At 69.5% G+C, this 15,634-nt stretch carries 14 protein-coding genes; 13 read left to right on the top strand and 1 reads right to left on the bottom strand.

The genetic code is table 11. The annotated features are described in order from the left end of the window. The first annotated feature begins 12 nt into the window (after positions 1–12). The 11 genes from H512_RS21935 to H512_RS0100445 all read left to right on the top strand — a co-directional run bounded on the left by H512_RS21935 (position 13) and on the right by H512_RS0100445 (position 13,096). Entirely contained in the window at positions 13–1,035 is a 1,023-nt protein-coding gene (locus H512_RS21935) for a hemolysin family protein (RefSeq protein ID WP_084798226.1), read from the top strand. 386 nt (positions 1,036–1,421) lie between these two features. Continuing rightward, positions 1,422–3,059: an apolipoprotein N-acyltransferase gene (lnt, locus tag H512_RS0100490; protein WP_026781859.1), complete on the top strand. Its 1,638-nt coding sequence runs from the start codon at positions 1,422–1,424 to the stop codon at positions 3,057–3,059. A 148-nt stretch (positions 3,060–3,207) separates the two neighbouring features. Further along, positions 3,208–3,621 (top strand): helix-turn-helix domain-containing protein, encoded by a 414-nt coding sequence (locus H512_RS0100485; RefSeq protein WP_026781858.1) that lies wholly within the window; start codon positions 3,208–3,210, stop codon positions 3,619–3,621. A gap of 323 nt (positions 3,622–3,944) precedes the next feature. Further along, positions 3,945–5,120, top strand: coding sequence for a methionine adenosyltransferase (metK, locus tag H512_RS0100480; protein WP_026781857.1), 1,176 nt, complete (start codon positions 3,945–3,947; stop codon positions 5,118–5,120). 69 nt (positions 5,121–5,189) lie between these two features. Beyond that, complete coding sequence (gene trmB, locus H512_RS0100475; protein ID WP_053239430.1) at positions 5,190–5,924, top strand: tRNA (guanosine(46)-N7)-methyltransferase TrmB; 735 nt, start codon at positions 5,190–5,192, stop codon at positions 5,922–5,924. 161 nt (positions 5,925–6,085) lie between these two features. Next, positions 6,086–6,679 carry a ribosome maturation factor RimP gene (rimP, locus tag H512_RS21930; RefSeq protein WP_053239429.1) on the top strand — a complete coding sequence of 198 codons (594 nt, stop codon included), beginning with the start codon at positions 6,086–6,088 and terminating at the stop codon, positions 6,677–6,679. A 93-nt stretch (positions 6,680–6,772) separates the two neighbouring features. Continuing rightward, positions 6,773–8,392 (top strand): transcription termination factor NusA, encoded by a 1,620-nt coding sequence (gene nusA / locus H512_RS21925; RefSeq protein WP_036789357.1) that lies wholly within the window; start codon positions 6,773–6,775, stop codon positions 8,390–8,392. 50 nt (positions 8,393–8,442) lie between these two features. Then, positions 8,443–9,156, top strand: a complete 714-nt coding sequence (locus H512_RS0100460) for an RNA-binding protein (protein ID WP_026781855.1) — start codon at positions 8,443–8,445, stop codon at positions 9,154–9,156. A 73-nt stretch (positions 9,157–9,229) separates the two neighbouring features. Then, on the top strand, positions 9,230–11,869 hold the full coding sequence (gene infB / locus H512_RS0100455) for a translation initiation factor IF-2 (protein ID WP_026781854.1): 2,640 nt from the start codon (positions 9,230–9,232) through the stop codon (positions 11,867–11,869). A gap of 68 nt (positions 11,870–11,937) precedes the next feature. After that, entirely contained in the window at positions 11,938–12,363 is a 426-nt protein-coding gene (gene rbfA / locus H512_RS0100450; RefSeq protein ID WP_026781853.1) for a 30S ribosome-binding factor RbfA, read from the top strand. A 91-nt stretch (positions 12,364–12,454) separates the two neighbouring features. Then, entirely contained in the window at positions 12,455–13,096 is a 642-nt protein-coding gene (locus H512_RS0100445; RefSeq protein ID WP_026781852.1) for a glutathione S-transferase family protein, read from the top strand. A 3-nt stretch (positions 13,097–13,099) separates the two neighbouring features. On the opposite strand, the gene H512_RS0100440 is transcribed toward H512_RS0100445, so the two are convergent. Further along, positions 13,100–13,921, bottom strand: a complete 822-nt coding sequence (locus H512_RS0100440; protein ID WP_026781851.1) for an EamA family transporter — start codon at positions 13,919–13,921, stop codon at positions 13,100–13,102. Between the two features lie 182 nt (positions 13,922–14,103). Here H512_RS0100440 and truB point away from each other — a divergent pair, with 182 nt between their 5' ends. Both truB and rpsO read left to right on the top strand, forming a co-directional pair. After that, positions 14,104–15,015, top strand: a complete 912-nt coding sequence (truB, locus tag H512_RS0100435) for a tRNA pseudouridine(55) synthase TruB (RefSeq protein WP_026781850.1) — start codon at positions 14,104–14,106, stop codon at positions 15,013–15,015. Positions 15,016–15,154: 139 nt separating this feature from the next. After that, a complete protein-coding gene (rpsO, locus tag H512_RS0100430; protein WP_026781849.1) occupies positions 15,155–15,424 on the top strand; it encodes a 30S ribosomal protein S15 in 270 nt (89 codons plus the stop codon). Positions 15,425–15,634: the final 210 nt, after the last annotated feature.

The following is a 15,634-nucleotide window of genomic DNA, read 5'->3' as shown; positions in this document are numbered from 1 at the left end:
GGAAGAAGGACGATGAGCGACAGCGACAGTCAAAGTACGGGCAGTCAGACGACGGCCGTGGCGGCCCAATCCAGCGCCCCGGCCGACAGTGGAACGGGAACGAGCTGGCTCGCGCGGCTGCGCGATGCCTTCGGCTTCAAGACCTCGGCGACGCTGAGGCAGAACCTCGAGGCGGCGCTCAGCCAGGAGGACGCGCTCGACGCCGCCTTCTCGCCGGAGGAGCGGACGCTGATCCGCAACATCCTGCGCCTGCGCGAAACGCGCGTCGCCGACGTGATGGTGCCGCGCGCCGACATCGCCGCCGTCGACGCCGACACGACGCTCTCCGAACTGCTGGAACTGTTCGAGGCGTCCGGCCACTCGCGCATGCCGGTCTATCGCGAGACGCTCGACGACGCCATCGGCATGGTCCACATCAAGGACCTGATCACCCACATCACCGGCAAGGCGCGCATCGACGGCGCCGCGGCGGACGCCGAGGAACGGCTCGACGTCGGCAAGGTCGACCTCGGCATCACCCTCGACGCCGCCAGGCTGGTTCGCGCCGTGCTGTTCGTGCCGCCGTCGATGCCGGCCACCGATCTTCTCCAGAAGATGCAGGCGACGCACATCCAGATGGCGCTGGTGATCGACGAATACGGCGGCACCGACGGCATCGTCTCCATCGAGGACGTGGTCGAGACCATCGTCGGCGAGATCGACGACGAGCACGACGACGAGGACGGCCCGCTGGTCAGGACCGTGCAGGAGGGCGTCTACCTCGCCGACGCCCGCGCCGACCTCGACGAGGTCCGGGCGGTGATCGGCCCCTCCTTCAGCTTCGCCGACTACGACGAGGACGTCGACACGCTGGGCGGGCTGCTGTTCGCCGCCCTCGGCCGCATCCCGGCACGCGGCGAGGTGATCGTCTCCGACGACCTGCCCGGCTGGGAGGTGGAGGTGCTCGACGCCGACCCGCGCCGCATCAAGACGGTGCGGCTGGTGGCGAGAGCGGCGCCGGCCGAGACGGCGGAGGCCTCCGAAATCGGCGCCTGAGTGAGGGGAAATCCCTCGCGGGCCGGGCCTCGTCAAGGCAGCCGCCGTTCCGAGGGGAGTCCTGTATTCGCTGGCCGCCTTTCCAGCACGGGATCCTCCGCCTTGGCGGACGACGGCTAATTATATATGTAAAACAAATATATGGCTGTCTTCCTCCGCGCAGGCGGAGGATCTCGGGCCGACAGGGCGCGCGGCCGACAAGGGATGCCCTTTTCCCGAAAGAGAGGATGGCTGCCTCGCCTGCGGCCGGTCCGCCATTTCCGTGCCGGCGGCGCCTTGACCTTTTGCTCGGGCATCGGGCTTTTTGAAAAGCGCCTGCACTTTTCGGTTCGATGCTCTATTGCTTGCCGCGTGAGCCACCGATTCGCCAGGGCTTGGAGAGGCGCATGTTCGAGAACTGGGCAGAGCGGCTGCTGCTCCTCTGGGGGTGGCGTCGGCATCTCGCCGCCTTCGCCGCCGGCGGGCTGTCGGCGCTGGCCATGGCGCCGGTGCACGCCGCGCCGATCCTGTTCCTGACGCTGCCGGCGCTGGTGTTGCTGATCGACGGCGCCGTCGTCGCCGGGCCGCGCGGCGTCCGGCGCCTCAGGCCGGCGGCCGCCGTCGGCTGGTGGTTCGGCTTCGGCTACTTCCTCATCGGTCTCTACTGGGTGGGCATCGCTTTCTTCGCCGAGGGCCGCGCCGCGCTCATCCCGCTGATGCCCTTCGCCGTCGCCGGCCTCGCCGCCGGCCTCGCGCTGTTCACCGCCCTCGGCGCCGTTGTCGCCCGCCTCCTGTGGAGCGACGGTCCGACGCGCATCTTCGCGCTCGCCCTGGGGCTCGGCGTCTCGGAATGGCTGCGCGGCCATCTGCTGACCGGCTTTCCCTGGAATCTCATCGGGCAGGCCGTCGCCTTCACCGACCTCACGGCGCAGGCGGCGAGCGTCGTCGGCGTCTACGGCCTCACCTTCGCCGGCATCGCCGTGTTCGCGGCGCCGGCGCTGTTTATCGGCGACCGGATCGACGACCGGCGAAACCGGCCCGGACTGCGGCGGCTGACGCTGGCGCTGGTGCTCCTGCTCGTCGCCGCCGACCTCGGCTGGGGCATCCATCGCCTGTCCGGCGCGGCGCCGGTGGGCCAGGCGGTGGTGGCCGGCAGCCGGATCCGCATCGTCCAGCCGAACATCGAGCAGGCGGTCAAGTGGTCGCCCGAAACGCGACAGGCGGCAATCGACAAACTCGTCGCCCTCTCCGACCGCAAGACCGACGACCAGACGCTCGGCGCCATCTCCTTCACCGAGATCGTCTGGCCGGAGACGGCGCTGCCCTTCTTCCTGACCGAGGAGCCGACGGCGCTCGCCCGCATCGCCGACCTCCTGTCGCCCGGCACGCTGCTGTTCACCGGCGCGCCGCGTGTCGAGCCGGCCGACGATGCCACCGGCGGCCGGCGCTACTACAACTCGCTGTTCGTCATCGACGATACCGGCGCCATCCGCGCCGCCTACGACAAGGTGCATTTGGTGCCGTTCGGCGAGTACATGCCCTTCGATGGCCTCGTCGGCCGGCTGGGCATCGCCGAACTGTTCCGCGGCATCGGCGGCTTCTCGCCCGGTCCCCGCCGCAACCTGATTTCGGTCGACGGCCATCCGTCGTTCTCGGTGCTGATCTGCTACGAGGCGATCTTCTCCGGGGAGGCATTGCCGGACGGCGGCCGACCCGACTACCTCGTCAACGTCACCAACGACGGCTGGTTCGGCCGCAGCGCCGGCCCCTACCAGCATCTCGACGCCGCCCGCCTCAGGGCGATCGAGGAGGGACTGCCGCTGGTACGCGCCGCCAATACCGGCATTTCGGCGATCGTCGATGCCTATGGCCGCATCGTTGCAAGCCTGCCGATCGGCGAGGAGGGTGTACTCGACGGCCACCTGCCGGCCGAACGCCCGCCGGTGGTCTTTCACCGTTTCGGACCGGCGTTCCTCTTGACGTTCCTCATGGTTTCGCTGCTGCTTTCCCTGATGGGAAAGGGAAAACGCAGACCCAGGAGTTGACAACTTCTCGTTCGCGGACAACAATCGCAGCGCGCAACGATGCTGTTATGTTCGTTTGCCAAGAAATGGGCCGCAAGACAACAAATTAAAGACCGCGCCTTGCGAGCCTCATCGATAACCGCGGGTTCAACCCGCAGACGAGATTAATATGGCCAGCAAGAAGTCCCCCAATCCAATTGATGTCCACGTCGGCAGTCGCGTACGGCTCCGTCGCATGATGCTTGGCATGAGCCAGGAAAAGCTGGGCGAGGCGCTCGGCATCACGTTCCAGCAGATCCAGAAATACGAAAAGGGCACCAACCGCGTCGGCGCCAGCCGTCTCCAGCACATCGCCACCGTGCTGAAGGTTCCGGTGTCCTTCTTCTTCGAGGACGCGCCCGGCACGCCGGAGGAAGCGGCAGGCTTTGCCGAGAGTTCCAGCCACACATATGTCGTCGACTTCCTGTCGTCGACGGAGGGGCTGTCGCTCAACACGTCTTTCGTCCGCATCAAGGACGCCCGCGTCCGCCGGCGCATCGTCGACCTCGTGCAGACGCTGGCCGCCGAGGAAGGCGACGCCTGATCGGATCTCCGCGCCGGATGGCGGCGGATCGTGCCGGCTCGGCCGGCGCGGTCCGCCGTTTGCTTTTGGAGGGTCGTCGGCACCCCTCCCCTCTGGCGGTCGAACAGAAACGGATTTCCGGTGACGGCCGGCGGCGGGAAACGAACCTGCCGCCATCGTGGCCGCGACGCACGGTGCCTTGCAAAACTGCACCGGGCGGCGGCGGAGGCTTGCGCTTCTTGCGGGGCTTTGCGAAAAGAGGGCGCCGCGACGGACAGCCCACGCGACAGAACAGTGTTCGCCGCCGAGCCGTGTGCCGGCGTTTTCTTTGAGGGGTAAACCCTATGTCCCGCCAGAACTACCTCTTCACTTCCGAGTCCGTCTCGGAAGGCCATCCCGACAAGGTCTGCGACCGCATTTCCGACACCATCGTCGATGCCTTCCTCGCCGCCGAACCGCAGGCGCGCGTGGCGGCCGAGACGCTGGCCACCACCAACCGCGTCGTCATCGCCGGCGAGACGCGCGGTCCGAAATCCGTCGACAACGCGCTGATCGAGCACCTGACGCGCGAGGCGATCCGCGACATCGGCTACGCCCAGAACGGCTTCCACTGGCAGAACGCCCGCATCGAGATCCTGCTGCACGAGCAGTCGTCGGACATCGCCCAGGGCGTCGACGCCGCCGCCGACAAGGACGAGGGCGCCGGCGACCAGGGCATCATGTTCGGCTATGCCTGCCGCGAGACGCCGGAGCTGATGCCGGCGCCGATCTACTATGCCCACAAGATCCTCTCCGACCTCGCCGTGGCCCGCAAGTCCGGCCAGGAGCCGCTGCTCGGCCCCGACGCCAAGAGCCAGGTGACCGTCGCCTACGAGAACGGCAAGGCGGTGCGGGCGCAGCAGATCGTGCTGTCCACCCAGCACGCCGACGGCCTCAGTTCGGCCGACGTGCGCCGCATCGTCGAGCCGCATGTCATCGCCGCCCTGCCGGCCGGCTGGGTCAACGAGGACACCGTCTGGCACGTCAACCCGACCGGCAAGTTCGTGATCGGAGGCCCGGACGGCGACGCCGGCCTGACCGGTCGCAAGATCATCGTCGACACCTACGGCGGCGCGGCGCCGCACGGCGGCGGCGCCTTCTCGGGCAAGGACCCGACCAAGGTCGACCGCTCGGCCGCCTATGCCGCCCGCTGGCTGGCCAAGAACATCGTCGCCGCCGGCCTCGCCGACCGCGCCACCATCCAGCTCTCCTACGCCATCGGCGTCAGCGATCCGCTGTCCATCTACGTCGACCTGCATGATACCGGCACCGTCGATCCGGCGCGCATCGAGAAGGTGCTCGGCAATCGCGACTTCGTCCGCCTCAGCCCGCGCGGCATCCGCGAGCGGCTCGGCCTCAACCGGCCGATCTACGCCCGCACCGCCGCCTACGGCCACTTCGGCCGGCCGGCCGAAGCCGACGGCGGCTTTTCCTGGGAGGCGCTCGATCTGGTCGACGCGCTGAAGTCGGCCCTCGCCTAACGGGCGGGAACCAGCTAAAGACGGCCCCGGTCGCCCCGTGACCGGGGCTTTTTCATGCGACGGACGACGATGACCGACCACCACGGCCTGGACCAGAGAGCGGGAGAGCCGCGGGAGAACGCCTTCTTCGGCCGCCGCAAGGGCAAGACGCTGAGGAAGGGTCAGGCCGAGCGGCTGGAAAGCCTGCTGCCGCGGCTGGCGCTCGACCTTTCGGCGCCCGCCCCGGCCGACCTTGCGGCGCTGTTCCCGCAGGCGCCGGCCGAGATCCGGCTGGAGATCGGCTTCGGCGGCGGCGAGCATCTCGTCCATCGGGCGCTCGAACGGCCCGATGTCGGCTTCATCGGCGTCGAGCCCTTCGTCAACGGCATGACCAAGGCACTCGGCCGCATCGCCGACGCCGATATCGCCAACATCAGGCTGTCCGGCGAGGACGGCGTGCGCGTGCTCGACTGGCTGCCCGAGGCGTCGCTGACCCGCGTGCTGTTGCTCTACCCCGATCCCTGGCCGAAGAAGCGTCACTGGAAGCGCCGCTTCGTCGGCGCCGACACCGTCGCCCGCTTCGCCCGCGTGCTGAAGGACGGCGGCGAGTTCTGGTTTGCCTCCGACATCGACACCTACGTCGACTGGACGCTGCGCCACGTCCGCGCCAATCCGGCCTTCGCCTGGACGGCTTCGGCGCCCGACGACTGGCGGCAGCCGTGGGACGGCTGGCCCGGCACCCGCTACGAGGCCAAGGCGCGGCGCGAGGGGCGCGGCTCCGCCTATCTGACGTTTCGCCGCGCGGCGCGGAAAACGGTCGCCTGACGGCCCTTGCGGCCGAGGCATTGATTTCCGCGCGAAAGCGGCCTATATGGGGCGTATCAGTTCTGATGCGCTGCTGAAGCGGGTTGGGAGTGGGTCCGAAAGGTCCCGCTCTTTTTTATTGCCCGCGACGGCCGGCGCGCCGCGAGGGATGCCGCCCACCGATGACCACCGAGGACCAGCCGCCCCTTCCGCCGCTCGGCGGCCAGAGCGTCGACAGCGCGCTCGACGAGCCGCGCCTCGTCAGCGAGACCGGCGTCGAGGCACGCGTCGCCGCCATCGTCGAGCCGGCGCTGCTCGACCTCGGCTACCGCCTCGTCCGGGTGCGGATGACCGGCATGAACGGCGCGACGCTGCAGATCTTCGCCGAGAAGGCCGACGGCACGATGAGCGTCGAGGATTGCGAGACGGCCAGCAACGTCATCTCGCCGCTCCTCGACGTCGACGACCCGATCGGCAAGCCCTACACGCTGGAAATGTCGTCGCCGGGCATGGACCGCATCCTGGTGCGGCGTTCGGACTTCGTGCGCTGGTCGGGCTTCGAGGCCAAGCTGGAACTCGCCGTGCCGGTGCACGGCCGCAAGCGGTTTCGCGGCTGGCTGACCGGTGTTGCGGACGACAAGGGCGGCCTGCATCTGCTGCAGGCGCTCGAGGACGGCACCAAGGACATCGAATTCCCGCTCGACGGCGTCGCGGAAGCGCGCCTCGTGCTCAACGAGGCGCTGATCCGCGAGGCGCTGAAGGCGGGCAAGAGCTGACGAGGACGCCGGGCGGTCCGCCGCCCGGACAGCAAACCGGGATCATCCCCGAAGGACGGAACAGGACCCCATCGAGGGCAGGAGACGAAGACTATGGCCGTCAGTGCGAACCGTTTGGAACTCTTGCAGATCGCCGACGCGGTGGCCCGCGAGAAGTCGATCGACCGGCAGATCGTCATCGCCGCGATGGAGGACGCCATCCAGAAGGCGGCCCGCTCGCGCTACGGTTCGGAGACCGACGTCCGCGCCGAGATCAACCCGCGCACCGGCGAGATCAAGCTGCAGCGCCTGTTGCAGGTGGTGGAAGCCGTCGAGAACTTCTCGACCGAGGTCGACCTCGCCGAGGCGCAGCGCCGCAACCCGGCGGCCATGGTCGGCGACTTCATCTCCGAGCCGCTGCCGCCGATCGATTTCGGCCGCATCGCCGCCCAGTCGGCCAAGCAGGTGATCGTGCAGAAGGTGCGCGAGGCCGAGCGCGATCGCCAGTTCGACGAGTTCAAGGACCGCATCGGCGAGGTGGTGAACGGCGTCGTCAAGCGCGTCGAATACGGCAACGTCATCGTCGACCTCGGCCGCGGCGAGGCGATCTGCCGCCGCGACGAGCTGATCCCGCGCGAGAGCTTCCGCTACGGCGACCGCATCCGCGCCATCATCCATGACGTGCGCCGCGAGCAGCGCGGGCCGCAGGTGTTCCTCTCCCGCACCCATCCGCTGTTCATGGCCAAGCTGTTCGCCTCGGAAGTGCCGGAAATCTACGACGGCATCATCGAGGTCAAGTCGGTGGCCCGCGACCCCGGCTCGCGCGCCAAGATCGCCGTCATCTCCAAGGATTCGTCGATCGACCCGGTCGGCGCCTGCGTCGGCATGCGCGGCAGCCGCGTCCAGGCGGTGGTGCAGGAGCTGCAGGGCGAGAAGATCGACATCATCCCCTGGTCGCCCGATCCGGCCACCTTCATCGTCAATGCGCTGCAGCCGGCGGAAGTCGCCAAGGTGGTGCTCGACGAGGACGCCGAGCGCATCGAGGTGGTGGTGCCCGACGACCAGCTGTCGCTGGCCATCGGCCGGCGCGGCCAGAACGTGCGTCTGGCCAGCCAGCTGACCGGCTGGGCCATCGACATCATGACCGAACAGGAAGAGAGCGAGCGGCGCCAGAAGGAATTCAACGAGCGCACCGAGCTGTTCATGAACGCGCTCAACGTCGACGAGGTGGTCGGCCAGTTGCTTGCCACCGAGGGCTTCTCCTCCGTCGAGGAGCTGACCATGGTGGAGGGCGACGAGATCGCCGCCATCGAGGGCTTCGACGAGGAGACCGCCGTTGAGATCCAGGCGCGCGCCCAGGACTATCTCGACGCCAAGGAGCGTGAACTCGACGAGGAGCGCATCAAGCTCGGCGTCGAGGATGGCTTGCGCGAAGTGCCGGGCGTCACCACGGCGATGATGGTCGCCCTCGGCAAGGACGGCATCAAGACGGTGGAAGACCTGGCCGGCTGCGCCACCGACGACCTCGTCGGCTGGACCGAGCGCAAGGGCGGCGAGACCATCCGCAACCGCGGCCTGTTCTCCGATCTCGACGTCAGCCGCACCGACGCCGAGGCCATCGTCATGGCGGCGCGCGTCGCCGCCGGCTGGATCGAGCCGCCGGCCGAGGACGAGGAAGCCGCTGCCGAGGAAGCCGCTGCCGAGGAAGAAGTCGCCGAGGAGACGGCCGACTGACAAATGCCCGAGGAGGCCGCCCAACGCGGCCTCCCGCAACCGGAACGAGGATGATGGCACCCAAGCCCGAGACGGCGGAACGCAGTTGCATCGTGACGCGCGTCGCGCAACCGCCCGAGGGTCTCGTGCGTTTCGTGCTGGGGCCGGACGGCGCCGTGGTGCCGGACATCCGCGGCAATCTGCCCGGACGCGGCGTCTGGGTGACCTCACGCCGCGACATGGTCGCCGAGGCGGTGCGGAAGAAGGCCTTTTCGCGCGGCCTCAAGGCCGAGGCGAAGGCGGCCGGCGACCTGCCGGAGATGGTCGAGGCGCTGCTGTTGAAGGCGGCGCTGTCGTCCCTCTCCATGGCGCGCAAGGCGGGTCTGGTGGTGACCGGTTTCGACCAGGTGACCGGGGCGGTCGGCAAGGGCGGCGTCGTCGCCGTGCTGCACGCCCGCGAGGCGGCCGACGACGGCCGCCGCAAGATCGGACAGGCGGTGCGGCGGCGCCTTCGCGCAACCGGCGCGCTGGTCGGTGCAACCGAGGAAACGGACGAAACGCCTGCGAATGCGGCATTATGGCAACAACCGCCGCCTTCCGGGCCGAAGGTCATCGCCGGAATCTTCGCCTCGAGCGAAATGGATTTGGCATTGGGTGGCGCAAATGTGATACATGCTGCACTGCTCGCCGGTGGGGCGAGCACCAGCTTCCTGAAATGCGCTGCAGCGCTGGCCCGCTACAGGGGCGAAGCGCCGGAGACGGACTGGACAGCGTACCTTTCCTGAGGTTCGCGAATACGATCGGCCATTGCGTCGCCCATCCGGGGCGTGGCAGCGGCCCGCAAGGATAGAACACGGCATGAGCGATACGAAGAACACCGACGACAAGAGCACGTCCATGGCGCCCAAGAAGACGCTGACCCTTTCCCGGCGCACCGTCGAGCAGGGAACGGTCAAGCAGAGCTTCAGCCATGGCCGGACGAAGGCCGTCGTGGTGGAGACCAAGAAGTCGCGCAAGCACGGCGAGGGCGGCCCGCTCGAGGGCGCCCAGTCGACGCAGACGGCGCAGCTCCAGCGGTCGATCGCCGAAAGCCTGAAGCCGCAGCGCCGCGAGGCCGCTCCGGCCGCCCCGCGCGAGCAGCGCCGGCCGGCGCCGGGCGGCATGGTGCTGCGCACCCTCAGCCAGGACGAGATCGAGGCCCGCCAGGCCGCCCTCGCCGAGGCCATCGCCCGCGAGGCCGAGGCGCGCAAGCGCGCCGAGGAAGAGGCGAAGCGCCGCGCCGAGGAAGAGGCCCGCCTGAAGGTCGAGGCCGAGGAACGCGCCAAGCGCGAGGCCGAGGAGGCCGCCGCCCGCGCCGTCGAGGAAGCTCGTCTGGCAGCCGAGGAAGAGGCGCGCGCCAAGGCGGCGCCGGCCGTCGAGCCGGCCAAGCCGGCCGAGAAGAAGCCCGCCGTCGCCGAAAAGCCGCGTCCCGCCGCGGAGGTCGCCGCTCCGCGCGGCAAGACCGCCACTGAAGAGGACGAGGAAAACCCGCGCGGCAAGCTGCTCGCCGCCAAGAAGGCGCGCGTGCCGGTGCCGGCGCCGGTCAAGAAGGCCGGCGAGGACGACCGCCGCAAGGGCCGCCTGACCATTTCCGCCGCCCTCTCCGACGACGAGGGCGAACGCTCCCGCTCGCTCGCCGCGCTGAAGCGCAAGCGCGAGAAGGAACGTCGCGGCCAGCAGACCGGCCCGCGCGAGAAGGTGCTGCGCGAAGTGGTGCTGCCCGAGGCGATCACCATCCAGGAGCTGGCCAACCGCATGGCCGAGCGCGCCGTCGACGTCATCCGCCTGCTGATGAAGCAGGGCCAGATGCTGAAGATCAACGACGTCATCGACGCCGACACCGCCGAGCTGATCGCCACCGAGATGGGCCACACGGTGAAGCGCGTGTCGGAAGCCGACGTCGAGGAGGGCCTGTTCGACGCGCCCGACGAGGCGGGGGACACCCAGCCGCGGCCGCCGGTGGTCACCATCATGGGCCACGTCGACCACGGCAAGACCTCGCTGCTCGACGCGCTGCGCCACGCCAACGTGGTGGCCGGCGAGGCGGGCGGCATCACCCAGCACATCGGCGCCTATCAGGTCGAGCAGAACGGCCAGAAGATCACCTTCATCGACACTCCGGGCCACGCCGCCTTCTCGGCGATGCGCGCCCGCGGCGCCAAGGTGACCGACATCGTCATTCTCGTGGTGGCGGCCGACGACGGCGTCATGCCGCAGACGGTGGAGGCGATCAGCCACGCCAAGGCGGCCGGCGTGCCGCTCATCGTCGCCATCAACAAGATCGACAAGCCCGACGCCAATCCCGAGCGGGTGCGCACCGAGCTGCTGCGCCACGAGGTGCAGGTGGAATCGATGGGCGGCGACACGCTTGAGGTGGAGGTGTCGGCCAAGGCCAAGACCAACCTCGACAAGCTGCTCGAAATGATCCTCTTGCAGTCGGAAGTGCTGGAACTCCGGGCCAACCCGGACCGCGCCGCCGAAGGCATCGTCATCGAGGCCAAGCTCGACAAGGGCCGTGGTCCGGTGGCCACCGTGCTGGTCGATCGCGGCACGCTGAAGGTCGGCGACATCGTGGTGGCCGGCTCCGAATGGGGCCGCGTCCGCGCGCTGCTCGACGATCGCGGCGCCACCGTCACCGCCGCCGGCCCGGCCATGCCGGTCGAGGTGCTCGGCTTCCAGGGCACGCCCGACGCCGGCGACCGCGTTGCGGTGGTCGAGAACGAGGCGCGTGCCCGCGAGATCACCGAATACCGCGTCCGCCAGAAGCGCGAGAACGTCGCCAAGCGGGCCTCCGGCTCGCGCGGCTCGCTCGAGCAGATGATGAGCAAGCTGCAGACCGCCGGCAAGAAGGAGTTCCCGCTGGTCGTCAAGACCGACGTGCAGGGCTCGCTGGAAGCCATCGTCGCCTCGCTCGAGAAGCTCGGCAACGAGGAAGTGGCGGCGCGCGTCATCCATGGCGGCGTCGGCGGCGTCACCGAGTCCGACGTCACGCTGGCCTCGGCCTCCGACGCGGCGATCATCGGCTTCAACGTCCGCGCCAACAAGCAGGCGCGCGACGCGGCCGACCGCGACGGCATCGAGATCCGCTACTACAACATCATCTACAACCTCGTCGACGACGTGAAGGCGGCGATGAGCGGCATGCTCACCCCCGAGCGGCGCGAGACCTTCCTCGGCAACGCCGAGATCCTGGAGGTGTTCAACATCTCCAAGGTCGGCAAGGTGGCCGGCTGCCGCGTCACCGAGGGCATGGTGGAGCGCGGCGCCTCGGTGCGCCTCATCCGCGACAACGTGGTGATCCACGAGGGCAAGCTCGGCACGCTCAAGCGCTTCAAGGACGACGTCAAGGAAGTTCACGCCGGCCAGGAGTGCGGCATGAACTTCGAGGCCTATCAGGACATGCGGGCCGGCGACGTCATCGAGTGCTTCCGCGTCGAGGAAATCGCCCGCACGCTCTGACGCGTTCCTCAAGGCATCCACGAAGCGGCGGGAGGACCCTGCCGCTTCGTTCGTTTCAGGAGGCAAGCATGCCCCATCACGGTTCTTCCCAGGGCGAGGCCCGCGCCCCCTCCCAGCGCCAGCTGCGCGTCGGCGAGCTGATCCGCCATGCGCTCGCCGACATCCTGTCGCGCGGCGAGCTGACGGACGACGCGGTGACGGCGATGATGATCACCGTGCCGGAGGTGCGCGTCAGCCCCGATCTCAGGAACGCCACCGTCTACATCACGCCGCTCGGCGGCGGCGATCCCAAGGCGGCCGAGAAGGCGCTGGGCCGCCACGCCCGCTGGCTGCGCGGCCAGGTGGCGCGCCGCATCAACCTCAAGTTCGCGCCCGACCTCGTCTTCCGCTACGACGACCGCTTCGACGAGACCGCCCACATCGACGCGCTGCTGCATTCGCCGGACGTGGCGCGCGACCTCGCCGGCGACGATTCGGAACCGGGGGATCGCTGACATCTTCCGTCTGTATCGAAGCTGCCAGATCCTGACGGCCGGTCGTCGGACATTTTCGCCATGGGGCCGACGCCCCGAGGAGAGATGATCCATGACCGACGACCGCCTCGTCTTCCACTACGCGCCGCAGAGCCGCGCCTTCGCCATCCGCGTGCTCCTCGAGGAACTGGGCGTTCCCTATGACCTCGACGTCCTCGACATCCGCGGCGGCAGCCATCTCGCGACCGGCTACCTCGCTGTCAATCCGCTCGGCAAGGTGCCGGCCATCAGCCATCGCGGCGAGTTGGTCACCGAGCAGGCGGCCGTCGCCCTCTATCTCGCCGACCTGTTCCCGGCGGCCGGCCTCGCCCCTGCCTTCGACGATCCGAAGCGGGCGCCCTATCTGCGCTGGATGGTGTTCTACGGCAGCTCCTTCGAGCCGGCGCTGGTCGATCACGCCATGCAGCGGCCGCCGCTGCCGCGCTCGACCGCCCCTTACGCCGACCATGCCAGCGTCGTCGCCCTGGTCAACGCCCAGGTGGAGCGCTCTGCGCCCTACTGGCTGGGCGAGCGCTTCTCGGCCGCCGACGTGCTCTGGGGGACGGCGCTCGCCTGGGTGACCGGTTTCGGCATCTTCGAGAAAACGCCGGCCGTCGCCGCCTATATCGAGCGGATCACCAGCCGGCCAGCCTGGCGCAAGGCGCAAGCCGACGAGGCGGCGCTGATCGCCGCCCGCGACGCCGCCGCCGGCTGACCGTCAGGCAAGGCGCAGCGCGATCACCCCGATCACCACCATGAGGACGGCGGCGAGGCGACGGCCGCCGATCCGCTCGCCGAACAGCAGCCGGCCGCCCAAGAGCCCGAAGACGATCGACGTCTCGCGCAGGGCGGCGACCGGCGCCACCGGCGCCCGCGTCATCGCCCAGAGGGCGATGCCGTAGGACAGCGTGGTCGCCGCGCCGCCGACCAGGCCGAGACCGAGCGTGCGCCGGTCGAAGCGTGGCCGGGCACCGCCCGCCAGCGCCGTCGCCACGGTGACGGCGCCGGTCGGCACGGCGAGCAGCAGCACGTAGGCGGCCGGCGCTTCGGAAAGTCGCGCGCCTCTGGCGTCGACCAGCGTGTAGCTGGCGATGACCAGAGCGTTGAGCAGCGCCGTCGCCACCCCCGCCGACCGGGCGGCGCCGAGGGCCAGCGCCGCGATGCCGGCCGAGATCAGGCCGACGGCCAGCCATTCTCCGCCGCCAAGCGTTTCGCCGAACACGGCGGCGCCGCACAGCGCCACGACGAGCGGCGCCGTGCCGCGCATCAGCGGATAGGCAAGGCTCATGTCGGCGACGCGGTAGGCGCGGGCGATCAGCAGGTAGTAGACGCTCTGGAGCAGCACCGAGGCGGCGAGATAGGGCCAGCTTGCCGGTACCGGCAGCGGCAGAAACGGCAGGATCGCCGCCGCGATCAGGCCGGCACATGTCGCCACCGACAGGGTCATGGCGAGCTTGTCGGCGGCACCCTTGATCAGCAGGTTCCAGCCGGCATGGACGAGGGCGGCCGCCAGCACGGCGGCGAAGACGCCGAGGGACATTGGAACTCCGGGAAGATTCGTCGCTCCCACCTTTCCATGCCGGCTCATCGGCCGCAATCGGTCGGGCCTTGCCTTCCGGCCGGGGCCGGTGTAGGAGCGGCGCCTTCCGGACGCGTCGTCCGCCCCGGCATTTCCCGCCGCTCCGGGTTCCATCCCCGGCCGGCGCCGCACAAGGTTCAGACATGGCTCGCAAGAAAAAAGGCACGGTCCACGGCTGGGTGGTGCTCGACAAGCCCTACGGCATGACCTCGACGCAGGCGGTCGGCGCCATGAAGCGCATTTTCGGCACGCCCAAGGCCGGCCACGCCGGCACGCTCGACCCGCTCGCCTCCGGCCTGTTGCCGATCGCCCTCGGCGAGGCGACCAAGACCGTGCCCTACGTGATGGACGGCGACAAGCTCTACCGGTTCACCGTGCGCTGGGGCGCCGAGACGACGACCGACGACGCCGAGGGCGAGGTGGTCCGCGCCTCCGACCACCGGCCAAGCGCCGACGACATCGACGCCGTGCTCGACGAATTCGAGGGCGAGATCATGCAGACGCCGCCAGCCTTCTCGGCGATCAAGGTCGACGGCGAGCGGGCCTATGACCTCGCCCGCGCCGGCGAGACGGTGGAGCTCAAGGCACGGCCGGTGATGGTGCACCGGCTCGATCTCCTCGACTGCCCGGACGCCGACACCGCCGTCTTCGAGGCCGAATGCGGCAAGGGCACCTATGTCCGGGCGATCGCCCGCGACATGGGCCGCCTGCTCGGCACGGCCGGCCACGTCATCGAGTTGAGGCGGCTCGCCGTCGGGCCGTTCGCGGACGCCGACATGGTGACCATCGACGCGTTGCAGGCGGCGCTGGAGGCGGACGGCGAGGCGCTGTCGCTGCTCGCGCCGGTCGAGGCGGCGCTCGCCGACCTGCCGCAGCTCGACGTCACCTCCGACCAGGCGATCCGGCTCAGGAACGGCAATCCGGTGCTGTTGCGCGGCCGCGACGCGCCGGTCGAGGAGGAGGCGGTCGGCGTGTTCGAGCGCGGCCGGCTGATCGCCATCGCCAAGGTGGAGCATGGCGAACTGAAGCCGGTGCGGCTGATCCTGCCGGACTAAGCCGGCGTCCGGAATGCCACTGGCTTTCAGGCACATTTTCCTGTAGAGAAACCGCAACCTGATGACACAGGTTGCGCCGACCCGGCTGGACGACATCCCGGCCGGGCCATTTTTGTTATCCAACGACAAGGAGTCTCCGATGTCGATCACTGCCGAGCGCAAGGCCGCTCTCATCAAGGAATACGCCACCGCCGAAGGCGACACCGGTTCGCCGGAAGTCCAGGTCGCCGTCCTGTCGGAGCGCATTTCCAACCTCACCGAGCACTTCAAGAGCCACGTCAAGGACAACCATTCCCGTCGCGGCCTGCTGAAGCTGGTGAGCCAGCGTCGCCAGCTTCTCGACTACCTGAAGCGCAAGGACGTTGCCCGTTACAACGCGCTGATCGGCCGCCTCGGCCTGCGCCGCTAACCTGACGACCGGGGACGGGCGGGTCGCCGCCCTCCCCCTTCGCCGCTCCGGTCCGCCGGCGCGGCTCCGGTTTCCCGCCGCCCCCCGAAGGGCGGCATGGGGTCCGCCCGCGGCCCGCGGGCAAGAACCACAGGCGCCGTCGCCCCGCCGGGGCGAGCGCCGCTCCGGCGTGTTCCGCACCCTGGGGCAGGATTGCCAGAGGCTCCCGGC

It is taken from the genome of Pleomorphomonas koreensis DSM 23070 (assembly GCF_000425185.1).
Classification (GTDB): Bacteria; Pseudomonadota; Alphaproteobacteria; order Rhizobiales; family Pleomorphomonadaceae; genus Pleomorphomonas; species Pleomorphomonas koreensis.
This window is presented reverse-complemented; position numbering and strand designations above follow the sequence as displayed.